8 protein-coding genes and 1 pseudogene are annotated in these 13,577 nt (G+C 40.2%); 1 reads left to right on the top strand and 8 read right to left on the bottom strand.

The window, feature by feature from the left end; all coding sequences use genetic code 11:
* Positions 1-4: 4 nt before the first annotated feature.
* Positions 5-1,498: a glycerol kinase GlpK gene (glpK, locus tag BUB91_RS15735; protein WP_073100235.1), complete on the bottom strand. Its 1,494-nt coding sequence runs from the start codon at positions 1,496-1,498 to the stop codon at positions 5-7.
* Positions 1,499-1,566: 68 nt separating this feature from the next.
* The gene (locus tag BUB91_RS15730; protein ID WP_073100234.1) at positions 1,567-3,162 is read right to left on the bottom strand and encodes a glycerol-3-phosphate dehydrogenase/oxidase; all 1,596 of its coding nucleotides are present in this window, start codon (positions 3,160-3,162) and stop codon (positions 1,567-1,569) included.
* A 187-nt stretch (positions 3,163-3,349) separates the two neighbouring features.
* On the opposite strand from BUB91_RS15730, the gene BUB91_RS15725 reads away from it, so the two are divergent.
* A complete protein-coding gene (locus BUB91_RS15725) occupies positions 3,350-4,102 on the top strand; it encodes a DeoR/GlpR family DNA-binding transcription regulator (RefSeq protein ID WP_073100233.1) in 753 nt (250 codons plus the stop codon).
* On the opposite strand, the pseudogene BUB91_RS21370 reads toward BUB91_RS15725, so the two are convergent.
* The 6 genes and pseudogenes from BUB91_RS21370 to BUB91_RS15695 all read right to left on the bottom strand — a co-directional run bounded on the left by BUB91_RS21370 (position 4,099) and on the right by BUB91_RS15695 (position 13,106).
* Positions 4,099-5,145, bottom strand: a pseudogene (locus BUB91_RS21370) (sialidase family protein). The gene BUB91_RS15725 and the pseudogene BUB91_RS21370 overlap by 4 nt on opposite strands.
* A gap of 5 nt (positions 5,146-5,150) precedes the next feature.
* Positions 5,151-5,786, bottom strand: coding sequence for a copper homeostasis protein CutC (locus tag BUB91_RS15715; RefSeq protein ID WP_073100232.1), 636 nt, complete (start codon positions 5,784-5,786; stop codon positions 5,151-5,153).
* A 123-nt stretch (positions 5,787-5,909) separates the two neighbouring features.
* Positions 5,910-7,766, bottom strand: a complete 1,857-nt coding sequence (locus BUB91_RS15710; RefSeq protein WP_083557980.1) for a beta-galactosidase — start codon at positions 7,764-7,766, stop codon at positions 5,910-5,912.
* 10 nt (positions 7,767-7,776) lie between these two features.
* Positions 7,777-9,228 (bottom strand): alpha-L-fucosidase, encoded by a 1,452-nt coding sequence (locus BUB91_RS15705; protein WP_073100231.1) that lies wholly within the window; start codon positions 9,226-9,228, stop codon positions 7,777-7,779.
* 8 nt (positions 9,229-9,236) lie between these two features.
* A complete protein-coding gene (locus BUB91_RS15700; RefSeq protein WP_083557979.1) occupies positions 9,237-10,688 on the bottom strand; it encodes an alpha-L-fucosidase in 1,452 nt (483 codons plus the stop codon).
* Positions 10,689-10,691: 3 nt separating this feature from the next.
* Positions 10,692-13,106 carry a glycoside hydrolase family 3 N-terminal domain-containing protein gene (locus BUB91_RS15695; protein ID WP_073100230.1) on the bottom strand — a complete coding sequence of 805 codons (2,415 nt, stop codon included), beginning with the start codon at positions 13,104-13,106 and terminating at the stop codon, positions 10,692-10,694.
* Between the last annotated feature and the right edge of the window lie 471 nt (positions 13,107-13,577).

The following is a 13,577-nucleotide window of genomic DNA, read 5'->3' as shown; positions in this document are numbered from 1 at the left end:
GGTCTTAAAGTTTTGTCCAATGTTCTAATGCTTTTACTGCACGATACCATCCTTTGATACCTGCTTCTACATCTGCCCTTGGTTTCTCTGGTTCAAAACGTTTATCTTCTTGCCACATTTCCTGAATTTCTTCTTTACTTTCCCAAAAACCTACAGCAAGACCCGCAAGGTAAGCCGCACCTAAAGCAGTTGTTTCGGTGATTTTTGGTCTAACTGTAATTGAATTCAATACATCTGCCTGAAACTGCATCAACGTTTCGTTTACTGAAGCGCCACCATCTACACGCAATTCTTTGATTTCAATTCCAGAATCTGCCTCCATAGATTTTAAAATATCCATAGTCTGGTACGCGATGGCTTCGATAGAAGCTCTAGCAATATGTGCATCTGTGGTTCCACGGGTTACACCAAAAATGGTTCCTTTTGCTTTTTGATTCCAATAAGGAGCGCCCAGACCGGCAAATGCTGGTATAAAGTATACACCATCTGTAGATTCTACAGATTCTGCAAGCGGCTCTACATCTTCAGATTTATTGATAATACCCAATCCGTCACGCAACCATTGTACTACTGCGCCACCAATAAAAATACTTCCTTCTAAAGCATATTCGGTTTTACCATTTATCCTCCAAGCTACTGTGGTCAGCAAGTTATTTTTAGAAATAATCGGTTTATCTCCTATGTTCATCAACATAAAACAACCCGTACCGTAGGTATTTTTAACCATACCTTTTTTGGTACACATTTGTCCAAAAAGCGCTGCCATCTGATCTCCTGCGATACCTGCAATAGGAATTTTAGAAGCAAAAACTGTGGTTTTTGTATGCCCGTAAACTTCACTGGAGTCTTTTACCTCTGGCAACATACTTTCCGGTATTCCAAAAAGCTCTAAAAGCTCCGGATCCCAATCCATCGTATTGATGTTATACAACAGCGTTCTACAGGCATTAGTCACATCGGTTACGTGCAATTCGCCTTTTGTAAATTTCCAGATTAACCACGTATCAATCGTTCCTAAAATAAGATCGCCTGCTTCAGCCTTTTCACGAGCCCCTTCAACATTATCTAAGATCCATTTAACTTTAGTCCCTGAGAAATAAGAATCTATAACGAGACCTGTTTTCTGTTGAATCATTTCAGCCTGACCGTTTTCTTTCAATTCATCACAATAATCGGCAGTACGCTTATCTTGCCAAACGATCGCATTGTAAACAGGCTCACCCGTATTTTTATCCCAAACCACAACAGTTTCTCGCTGATTTGTAATCCCGATCCCGGCGATATTTTTTCCATTTAAACCTTTAGAAACAGTAGCTTCTGCAGCTACTCCTGCTTGTGTAGACCATATTTCCTGCGGATCATGTTCAACCCAACCCGGCTTGGGAAAATATTGCTTAAATTCTTTCTGTGCTATAGATACTATACCACCTTTTTTGTCGAAAACGATTGCGCGAGAACTTGTTGTTCCCTGATCCAGAGATAATATAAACTGGTCCATTTGTATAAAATTTTATGGTTAAGCTCCTCAACAAAATTATTGAGGAGCGATGAAATTTGTATTAATTATTAATTGGTCACCCTATTGCCCTCTATGCTATAGTGGTCTGCCAACTTTGTAAATTCTTCTATTTGATTAAGCTTCCAGACCTCATCACGATTGAGTTCACTTGCAATGAGCCTAGCTACTTCTGCTGTCATATCACGAGCTGCAGCTGCATCTAAAAAGAGTGCTCTTACCCGTCTTGCCAAAACATCTTCTACCGTACGCGCCATTTCATAACGTACCGCCCAGATAACTTCGGCTTTTAAAAACGGAAGTCTTGGGTGTAATTTCTCACCTAAAGAAGCATCCTCTTCAATAAGACTTGCGATGCCTTTTTGATCCGTTCCATAGATGTACATATGATTTTCTCTGTTCTCAGTAGGCATCGCTCCGTGAATCTCTAAATGCTCTGTCTGGCATTTTTTATTCGGAAGCTTTTTAAGCGAAATAGCTTTATTTATGGTATCCTGAGCCATACGTCTGTACGTCGTCCATTTACCACCAGTAATGGTAATCAAACCGGTTTCTGAAACTATAACTTTATGACTTCGAGATATTTCTTTTGTTTTTTCTGAAGAATCCTTAGGCGCAGCAAGTGGGCGTAAGCCTGCAAAAATGCTTCGTACATCAGCTCGTGTAACTTTCTTATTGATGTAATTATTGAAGGTTTTCAGAATAAATTCTATTTCCTGTTCCTGAGCCTGAGGCTCAAGACTGTGATCATCAAGATTCGTATCTGTGGTACCCACCAAAACTTTATCGTGCCAAGGCACAGCAAATAAAACGCGACCATCATCTGTCTTAGGAATCATAATCGCATCGTCACCTGGCAGAAAGCTTTTGTCAAAAACCAAATGCACACCCTGACTGGGAACAATTGATTTTTTAGCTTGCGCATTTTCCATACGCAAAATTTCATCTGTAAATACTCCGGTAGCATTAATTACCAAATCGCTAGAAAACGTATAGTTTACATCAGTTTCGATATCTTTCGCTTCTACACCTATAATTTGTTTCTGATTATCTTGTATTAAATCAGTCACTTTAAAATGATTAAGCAGTGTCGCTCCGTTTTCAATACAAGTCTGTGCGATGTTTGTTGCTAATCTTGAATCATCAAACTGACCATCTTTATAAACCACACCACCGTAAAGTCCTTTTTGACGTAAAGTTGAAAGACGCGCTACCGTTTTAGTTTTATTGATGTGTTTTGATTTCCCTAAACTCAGTTTACCTGCAAGAAAATCATAGGCTTTTAAACCTATAGTATAATAAATACCCTCCCACCAACGATAATTGGGTATAACAAAGTTTTGATTCTTTACCAAATGCGGCGCGTTTCGTGCTAATAATCCACGCTCATGAAGTGCTTCTTTAACTAAGTCTATATCACCTTGAGCTAAATAACGTACACCACCGTGCACTAGTTTTGTACTTCGACTAGAAGTACCTTTAGCATAATCTACCTGCTCCAGTAGTAATGTTTTATAACCTCTGGTTGCGCTATCTAACGCAACACCAAGTCCTGTAGCTCCACCACCTATCACGATCACATCCCACTTTTTAACCTGTGGAAGTTCACTGATAATATGTTCTCGACTGAAAATATTCTGCTTCATTTGGTTTTCAAATATTACTTATTAGACACAAATATATAAACATTGAAATAAAACGATTGCGTTCGAAAGTTAAAATTTCGTTTAAATTACATTTCGATCAAAAGTGAAACTAAATGAAAGTGTGTTTTCATTTGATTTTCTAGATCTTATATTTGTACCTCCCAACACAACAAATTAAACAGTCACTATGGAAAGACATCAGCAGATTCTAGAACAATTAAAAGAAGAAAAACATATCAAGGTAGCAACTCTTTGTGAGCGCCTAGATGTATCTGCTGTAACCATCAGAAAAGACCTTAAACTATTAGAAGACAAAGGCTTACTATTCAGAACACACGGTGGCGCTTCTTTAGAAAATCCGTATATGAATGAACGGGATGTGGTTGAAAAAGCGACCATTTCTGCTACTGAAAAATCATTAATTGCCGAAGCTGCTGCTGATCGGGTTCAGGAAAATGACTCTATAATAATCGCAAGCGGAACCACTGTACAACAATTAGGTCGGGCTATAAAACCGAAAGGAAAACTAAACGTAATCACTTCTTCGTTACTGGTAGCTATAGAATTGATGAAACATAAGGATATAGACATTATTCAATTGGGCGGAAATGTACGTCATCGCTCCGGCTCTGTTACGGGTCATTATGCAGAACATATTTTAAACCACATCTCCTCGCATCAATTTTTTATGGGTGTTGACGGGATTGATCTCGACTTTGGCTGCACGACCACCAATATTGAAGAAGCGATTCTCAATAGAAAAATGATGGAAGCCGCTCAGAAAACCATTCTTTTAGCCGACTCTTCAAAATTTGGTAAACGCAGTCTTGCTAAAATCTGTGAGTTAGATGAAATTAGTGAAATCATTACAGATAAAGAGCTCTCTGCTTCTGATGCAGAACGCATCCGTGAAATGGGTATTAAATTGACCTTAGTCTAATTTCTCAAATCAACTTTTAAATACTTGATTTTTGTACGGTTATGCGTGTAGCTGATGTGCACAAAACCTTTAGAATCTTGTATGATCGCGGGATAACTGAATTCGCCTTCAGCTTCGTCCTCAAGCTTTAAAACATCTTTCCAGTTCTCCCCATCTGTACTGTAAGCCAAATTAAGCTTATTACGGCCATCTGACCAATCGGATCCGGCTTCAGTAGGGTTGTATACCAAAAGAAAGGTTCCGTCAGCTAAAGTAACTGCATCAATCCCACTATTTGGGTTGAGCATCCTTCCATTTTTAACTTCAGACCAGGTTTTGCCTTCGTCCTTGCTTATACTCTCTAAAACGTAATTTTGATCACTACGCAAAAGAGCTTTTAGATTTCCGTCAGGAAGCTGAATCAAAGTAGGCTGAATCACTTTAACCGTATCTGCTGAAGGAATTGCAACACGCTCCCAAGTATATCCACCATCGTTAGAAAGTTCTATGTGTGATTTCCAGATCGCTCCATCTTCAGACTCTACACTAGACGGACTTACAATCATGCCAGATGCTAATTGAATGGGTTTATTTTTAATAGGCCCCAAAATACTATCAGGAAATCGTTTTGGCAAAGACCAGGTCTCACCGTCATCTGCAGACATTTTTCACATTCCCCACCAGGTTGAAGGAGAAGAACCTTCTTTGTAATACAGCAGCAAGTCATTAACCTTATTTTTAAATAAAACAGGATTCCAGGTAGGATTACTTATCGCATCATTTTCGGTTTTACCATCTGCTACTTTTTTGGGAGCAGACCAGCCATTATCTGTTTTTGTACTTTGGTAAATACTCACCTCTGGATGCCGCTCATACTCTCCACCAAACCAAGCCGCAACAATATTACCATCGCCTGCTTCTACAAGTGTTGAGGCGTGACACTGCGGAAATGAAGCTTCCGCATAAATAAATTCATTTTCAAGAATTTTAAGTTTAGGCAAAGTAGTGTTCTGACAAGAAAAAACACTTAGCACAAGAACTAAACGCAATAGTAATTTTGTCATCAGTTTTATTTTAACTCACCCACAATCAACCGCCCATGATAAGCTTTTGCTCCTAAAATATGATCCAACTCTGTGAGGTTAAATTGGGTTATTTTCCCAGCAGGCATAATCTCTAGCTTAGCTCCCGCAGTCCTCATCATTTGTAATAAATTTTCTTTACCATCAAAAGCATTTGATTTCCCTCCTGAAGTCAAAACCGTATCAATACTTTCTAATTTCAATAATTTTTTTATTGAATCGATCAAGTTGGGAGTTTCGTCAATAGCTTTATGAATGACTACTTTTAGCGGTTTAGCGACTTTTACCAACTGTTCAAGAGCTTCTATATTCAACTTACCTGATTCTTCTAAAACACCAAAAACCACACCTTCTACACCAACTTTTTTACAGTGCTTGATGCAATTTTCCATATGTTCTAACTCGTCCTCATTATAGCAAAAATTACCATTACGCGGTCTGATCATTACCCTAACCGGAATGCTCACCGCATTCAACACCGCTTTGATTAAATCTGGTGCCGGTGTTAAGCCGTCAAATGCCAGATACGCACATAACTCCAAACGGTCTGCACCTTTTTTTTCAGCAATAACGGCTTGTTCTAGTGTTTCTACACATGCTTCTTTGATATATTTTTGTGACATATAGGGGAAGTATTTTCTTATTTTTTAGTCTTTTGCTAAGACTCACTCAATTCTTGCACTGCTATTTTGTGTTGCTGCTTTCTGTTTAAAAAAACTGCTCTTAGGCTTACGGCGGAAGAATTATTATAAGTTCAAAGTCTCCAAAATAGGTTTTATCTGACCTGAAAGTTGGCTTACCGTGGTCTCGTGAAGTTGCTCAAAAACGGTTATGCTGTTGTTTTCTTTTAACCAGCAACCCGGCACATATAAAGTCTGTTGTGGACCCACTTGCCAATACCGACCCAAATTATGGCCGTTTATAAAGACAATTCCTTTTCCTAGACTACTTACATCAAGAAATGTATCTCCTGTTTTAGACAACTTAAAATTACCGGAATATAAAACAGGTCTTCCCGTCTTTACTTCTTCAACTTCAAGATCATTTGGAACTTCAGCGAAAGGAGCTTTGTACATCTCCCAACCGCCGGTGATCTCATAATCGTTAAGGGTTACCGGCTCAATAATTCCCTTGAGGTTATTTACGATTTCTGAACCGTAATTGATGCGACCCATATTTTCTACTAAAATCTCCAGATTTCCATTAAATGGAATCTTAATAGGAATTTCATAGGTATTGAATACACGATTGAGTTCGCCTACTTTTTTACCATTTACATAAACCGTTGCAAAGTCCCGCAATCCGGGAACTTTAAGCATTCCGTTAATAGGTTGCGTAAAGCGTTTTTTATACAACACATATCCGTGACCTTGTTCTAATTCTTCAAAAGTCAACGGACGGTCGCTGATCACAGGCTTTTGCTTTTTGATATATGCCAGCGCATCTGTAGTTTTAGACAAGCTGATCTCAGGAATGGCAATCACAGGCATTTGTTCTGGCACCGCTGAAATCTCATAAGGTGCATATTTTTGCATCAGCGCACGAATGGAATCAAACTTGGGCGTTGCCCAGCCTGCTTCAGAAATAGGCGCGTCATAATCATAGCTCGTGATGTCTGGCTGAATGTCATGCTCCTCGTTATAATTTGCCCCGGAAGTGAAACCAAAATTGGTTCCGCCATGCGCCATATACAAGTTGAAGTTGATACCGTTTTTCAAATACACTTCAGTCTGCTTTGCGATAGCTGAAGCACTGATTTTCACAAAAGGTTCTGCCCAGTGATCTAACCAACCGGGATAAAATTCAGCAACCATATACGGCCCTTCATTATTGTGATATTTATCAACTGCCTTTTTAAGATTGGCTACATTACCTTCACCATTCGCCGTTGGTAAAACACCTTCAAGGCTTCCGCCTTCAAAAAGCCAGGTACCATCTGATGTGAAAAAAGGAGCCTGAAATCCGGCTTCTTTTAGCATCTTAAAAATCTTATTTTTATAAGCTTGATGCTCTTCCGCAGCAATATCTTCGCGTTGCGAAACATAAGAACCAAACTCATTTTCGACCTGCGTCATAATAATGTTTCCACCATTATTTATCTGCAGCGGAACCACTTCTTCTGCCAAACGATTGATATACTCGCGACAAGCCTCTAAAAAGGCTTCATTATTTTCACGTACTTTCAATCCTTCAACATTCTGAAGAAACCAAGGATATCCACCAAATTCCCATTCCCCACAGGCATAAGGACCGGGGCGTAAGATGACAAACATATCTTCTTCCTGCGCAATCTTGATAAACTCACTGATATTTTTATTTCCGGTTTTAAAATCCCAAACCCCGGGAGCCGTGTTGTGGTAGTTCCAAAAAACGTATGTCGCAATGGTGTTGAGTCCCATCGCTTTCATCATCTGTATGCGGTGTCGCCAATATGCCTTAGGAATACGCTCATAATGCATCTCACCCGAATAGATGGGCGTAGGTTTTCCTTTAAACAAAAAAGAACCATCCTTAATCTCAAATAGCGAATCTTGCGCACGAGCAAAACCCAGACTGAAAAAAAGAATAAGAACTACTAAATATTTTGTGCGTATGGTATGCATAAGTTTTTATCTAGTAAACGGCTACAGTTGAAATCAGCGGACAAGCCAAAGCTTCGGTGATGTTGATTTTTAATTTTGAAGTTTCAACGCCATTTAGTTTTAAAATGCGTTTGTGACCTATTGTTGTCTGATTTTGCACTTCCCTCCATTTACCTTCTTCCCAAATCGAAACCGTAAAAGCAGCAACACGCTGACCAAGTTTTATATACTCCTGAAGTGAAATATAATTCAAGGTCTGTGGCGCATCCCAAGTTAACGCAATGCTTCCGGTTGTTACCCCGTCGTTAGTCGCCCAGTAGGTTTCTGCATCTCCATCTAGAACTTTATCGGCTGCATAAACCAGATTTTCATCACGTAAAGTATTCGCTACTGCAGTAGCATTCTCTGCTAAGTTTTCAGCAAAAACACTATCTAATATTTTTCTGAACCCAAGAAGCGCGGCAACATCATTCTCGTGAAATAACCCGCGACGATCTGGAGGAATATTCAATAACAATGTAGAACCACGACCTACAGAAGTCAGGTACAATTCAAATAAATTTTCCGGAGTACGCACCAGCGAATCTTCTGAAGCGTGATAAAACCATCCCGGTCTGATTGAAGTATTCACTTCTGCAGGAACCCAGTTTTCCCCGTCAGGAGAACCGGTTTGCAACACCTCTTCGATCCCCGCCTGACCGGCATACATGGTATCTGTAGAAATCGTATTCCAGTGCGTCTCACCTCCTATTCCACGCTCGTTTCCTACCCAGCGTAAATCTGGACCGGCATCGCTAAAAAATAAAACCGGAGGTTGCATAGAGTCTACTATCTTTAAGGTCGTTGGCCAGTCGTAATAGTTCTGACGGTCAATTTTTCGTTCTTCATTGGCACCCCCATAATATCCGTCACCTCCATTTGCACCATCAAACCACATTTCAAAAACAGGTCCATAACCCGTGAATAATTCTTTTAACTGATTGCGGTAATAGGTGATATAGGATTCCTCGCCATAATCAGCGCGATTGCGATCCCAAGGCGATAAATACACCCCAAATTCTAAACCGTGTGCTTTTGCAGACTCTGAAACTTCTTTTACCAAGTCTCCTTTTCCATCTTTATAAGGGCTCGACGCTATATCGTGCTCAGTATATTCAGAAGGCCATAAAGCAAAGCCGTCGTGATGCTTCGCTGTAAGAATCGCTCCACTAAAACCAGCCTCTTCTAAAACAGACATCCATTGATCAGTATCCAATTCTGACGGATTAAAAAGCGCTGGCGACTCGTCACCATAACCCCATTCTTTGTCGGTAAAGGTGTTTATCGTAAAATGAATAAATGCATTCATTTCCATATCATACCACGCGAGTTGATCTTCTGAAGGAACGGGACCAAAAGGCTCCGGAGCGCCACTATTTGAAGAATCACAACCCGTGATTACCAATGCAAAAATTATAAAAAGGCTTGTATAGAATTTATTCATAACTGCTATTATTCTGATTTATAAGAAAATACCAAAGCTGCTTTTACTTCCTTACGCACAGCAACAGGAATACTCACGGTTACTGTATTTCCACGGATGCTGTATTTTAAAGATTTACCACTGCTCACTTCTTTAAGTGTGCTTCCTTTTTTAGGTAAATTTCCTTCCCAAGAAATGCTTTTTGGAGTAGCAACTCCTTCTTCCAACAAGGTTATGGCAAATGTTTTTTTATCATTAGCCGTAAAATAAGTTGCTTCGCTGTGGTAATTATCTATAGCGCGTGTACCGTAGATCGCTTCAGAATTAAGGTCTAACCAGTTTCCAATTTCAGCAAGAATAGGCAAGGCATCAGGAGGCATCAAACCATCAGGTTGTGGTCCAACACCTAAAAGCATATTCCCGCCTTTAGCAACTACTTCTACTAAACTGTGAATCACTTTAGCCGAAGTTTTGAAATTATCATTAGGAACATAACCCCAGTTATTCCCTAGAGTCATATTGGTTTCCCAAGGATGATCTAATTTAGTCTCAGGTATTGAGCGCTCTGGCGTCTGGTAGTTCTCATAAGGTCCGTGAACGGTACGATCTGCAAAGATGATTCCCGGCTGCGCTTCCCGTGCCATTTCTGCGATACGTGGCATATCAATCTCCTGACTGAATTCTGGAATTGGAGCTCCCCAAGCACGTACTTCATCGGTTACGGTTTCGCGAGGACGTACCCAGCCACCGTCTAACCAAAGAATGTCTATATCCCCATAATCGTGCATCAACTCACTAATCTGATTGAAGGTAAAATCCTGAAAATTCTTCCATTTCTCAGGATATTTTCTAATGTCGTAATTCACATTACGGTCTGGGGTAGCATATTTATCCCACCAGAAATCTTGCGAATGCCAGTCTGGTTTAGAATAATAAGCGCCGATCATAAAATCTTTCTTTCTAAATGCCTCAAATATATACTTGGTGACATTGGCTTTTGGATGGTTCTTGAAAGGTCCGTTGGTGATTTTATAATCGGTTTGTTGCGTATCAAACATATTGAAACCGTCGTGATGCTTCGTCGTAAAAACGACATACTTCATTCCGGCAGATTCAGCTGCGTCTGCCCATTGATCCGGATCAAAATTCACCGGATTGAATACAGTACTTAAATTCCAGTACCATTCTTTATAGTCGTTATAAGACATTCCCTCCGGCCGCTCTAACCAAGGTTCAGAGCAAATTTGCCATGATTCAATGATTCCGGGAACTGCATAAACACCCCAATGAATCAACATCCCGAATTTTTTATCACCCCAAACTGCAAGCTTTTCTTGTACGTGTTTATCTGTAGGCTCCTGATAAATCTTTGATTGCTCATGCAAATTACCCCCTTGCGCAAAAAGGCTAGTACTGCAGGCTAGGGAGCCCAGCAGCATAGCCAAAACATAAAAAAACTTAGAGTATGAAAGGAATCGCATAACTTATTTTGTTTGAGTTGTGAGTAATATATCTTCAGCTAATTTAAAGCTATCTGTAAGTCTTATATCTTGTGAAGAAGCACCCAATTGCACTTCAAATGCTCCTGCTTCTGCCACGCACTTCATTTCTGTATCATAAAGGGCAAGTTCTTCTGGCGTAAGTGTAAACGTTAAGGTTTTGCTTTCGCCTTTGGCTAAATGTATACGCTCAAAACCACGCAATTGTTTTACCGGCGTCACCACGCTGCTTACCAAATCGCGTAAATACAATTGCACCACTTCGTCTCCGGCTTGAGCTCCTGTATTTTTTACAGTTACCGAAACTTCAACAAACTTGTCAGCATCAGTTCCACTTTGCGAAATTTTCAAATCTGAATAGTCAAATGCGGTATAGCTTAACCCGTGACCAAACGCATATAAAGGAGCAGATGTCTCTTCTACATAATCTCTGCGATTGGGCCACCAATGGTTGTAATAAACCGGTGTTTGCCCCACAGATTTAGGGATAGAAACCGGCAAACGTCCCGCCGGATTATAATCGCCAAACAACACATCTGCCAACGCATCACCTCCCTGAGAACCGGGATACCACGTATCTAAAATTGCAGGAATATGTTTGGCAGGCCAATTAATCAAAAGGGGTCTACCGGTGATCAACACTAATATTGTAGGAGTTCCCGTGGCTTCTACAGCCTGTAAAAGTTCGAGTTGTTTGCCCATTAAGTCCAAAGTAGCACGGTCGTAACCCTCGCCACTTTCCATATCGCTTAAAATCTCATCTTCTTTTGAGGATATCGTCGCGGCTCCCGTCTCTAAATATTCGGTTTTAAAATCCCGTGCGCTTGATCCACCCAAAACCACAATCGCTACTTCTGCATTTTTTGCTGCGGAAACAGCTGCTGCAATATCGGTTTGCGTCGTATCACGAATTGCCGTTCCTTTTACGTAAGTAATTTCGGCATCAGGCATTTTAGCTTTAATTCCTTCTAATGGTGTTATGATAAATTCCGGATCCTGAGGAGCTGTATAATCGCCTAACTGATTGTACATCATATCTGCATTAGGCCCTATAACCGCAATTTTCTTGAGTTCTTTTGAAAGCGGAAGCAAGTCGCCTTCATTCTTTAAAAGCGTAATGCCTTCTAAAGCCATTTCTTTCGCAAGTGCGATATGCGCTGCATTTCTAACCACTTTAGCCGGCTTCTTTTCGTCTACATACGGATTTTCAAAAAGACCCATTTCAAACTTCAACCGAAGTACATATGCTACCGCTTCGTCTAAACGCGCTTCTGTAACATCACCTGCATGAAAGGCATTCAAAAGTGCGTCATCAAAACCATTACCGCCCAGATCTGCATCTACGCCGGCGTTCATTGCCAAAGCCGCTGCATCTTCTAAAGTAGCTGCTGCATGATGATCGTTTTTAATACCTTCTATACTTCCCAAGTCTGAAACCACAAAACCTTTAAACCCCCATTGCTCGCGTAACAACCCTGTTAATAAAGCTTTATGCGAACTACTCGGAATCCCATCAACCGAGCTGTAAGCCGTCATTACTGAAAGCACACCGGCATCAATCGCTTTTTTAAACGGATACATATAATCTTGCATCAACTCGCGCTCGCCAATGTGAACCGCTCCACCATTATGCCCTCCTTCGGAAACTCCGTAAGCAGCAAAATGTTTTAAAGTTGAAATGACATTCTCAGGATTAGTTATTCCATTTCCCTGAAAACCTTTTATTAAACCCAATCCCATTTCTGAAATCAAATACGGATCTTCACCAAAGGTCTCTTCTACGCGTGACCATCTGGGTTCGCGAGCAAGATCTAGAATAGGACCATACCCTATATGCGCACCCTGAGCTCGCAATTCCTGAGCAACGGCAACACCCATTTTTTCGTTCATTGAAGGGTTAAACGTACTTGCCTGAGCGATAGCCGCAGGAAACTCTGTCGTACCTATTGCCATATGACCGTGCATCGCTTCTTCCGCTAAAAATAATGGGATTCCTAATCTGCTTTCTTCAACGGCTACTTTCTGAATCGCATTGGTTGCTTGTGCAGCTAAAGACGGGTTAAGACCATTAGATAAGGTTTTTTGCGTCCAAGGATCGGCGCGTAAAACACCCCAAAGAGCGCCTATTTTCTGTGTAGTAATTGCATCTTTTAACGCATCACTTGCTTGTACTTTGTTTCCGGTTTTAATGTACATCTTCCAACCTAAAAGCGTTGTCAACTGACCCACTTTTTCTTCAACGGTCATACGACCAATTAAGTCAATAACACGTTGTTCTACAGGAATTTTTGAATTTTTATAATCGGCATTCGCCGGAATTTTATCTTGAGCGCAAAGTTGAGCCACCGAAACAAGCACAGCAACAGTGGCAATCAACTTCTTCAAATAAATAGAATACATAGGACTTTTGTAGTTTATGCTTAAATGCATTACAAATAATTCACACTTAGTGTTAGAATTACGATAATACGCCCTTTAAAACTAAGAGAACACTAAAAGTATCTGAAAAATAATCGCTGAATAACCGCAGAGCGTAGCTTAATAACGCTGAATATTAAGATTTTTTTAATTAAATGTGAGAATGAGCTTCAAGAACTTCTAACCCAAAACCAGCTATTCCATTTTATTAAAGATATTTGTGTTTTAGAATCGTGGAAGAACAAGGTTCTATAAAACTCAAACTTAGCAATAAAGGGGACACATTAACACCAGTGAATACACATCTGAAATTAAAGATTTTATTTGACCCAAAAAAAGGGCGCTTTTACAAAACGCCCTTTTCACCAGAAACAATTTAAAAAAAACTCAAAAAACTCTCGTTTTTATGCGCTGCCATAGTTTCACCAAAACTACAGTTGCAATCAGCGTGAG

The sequence above is a fragment of the Leeuwenhoekiella marinoflava DSM 3653 genome, assembly GCF_900129005.1.
Lineage (GTDB): Bacteria > Bacteroidota > Bacteroidia > Flavobacteriales > Flavobacteriaceae > Leeuwenhoekiella > Leeuwenhoekiella marinoflava.
Note: the sequence above shows the minus strand (reverse complement) of the source record. Positions and strands in the feature narration are given on the sequence as shown.

Coding starts and splice junctions, on each gene's coding strand:
- BUB91_RS15710 (WP_083557980.1), bottom strand. CDS start 7,766: ATGCATACCATACGCACAAAATATTTAGTAGTTCTTATTCTTTTTTTC.
- BUB91_RS15730 (WP_073100234.1), bottom strand. CDS start 3,162: ATGAAGCAGAATATTTTCAGTCGAGAACATATTATCAGTGAACTTCCA.
- BUB91_RS15725 (WP_073100233.1), top strand. CDS start 3,350: ATGGAAAGACATCAGCAGATTCTAGAACAATTAAAAGAAGAAAAACAT.
- glpK (WP_073100235.1), bottom strand. CDS start 1,498: ATGGACCAGTTTATATTATCTCTGGATCAGGGAACAACAAGTTCTCGC.
- BUB91_RS15700 (WP_083557979.1), bottom strand. CDS start 10,688: ATGCGATTCCTTTCATACTCTAAGTTTTTTTATGTTTTGGCTATGCTG.
- BUB91_RS15695 (WP_073100230.1), bottom strand. CDS start 13,106: ATGTATTCTATTTATTTGAAGAAGTTGATTGCCACTGTTGCTGTGCTT.
- BUB91_RS15705 (WP_073100231.1), bottom strand. CDS start 9,228: ATGAATAAATTCTATACAAGCCTTTTTATAATTTTTGCATTGGTAATC.
- BUB91_RS15715 (WP_073100232.1), bottom strand. CDS start 5,786: ATGTCACAAAAATATATCAAAGAAGCATGTGTAGAAACACTAGAACAA.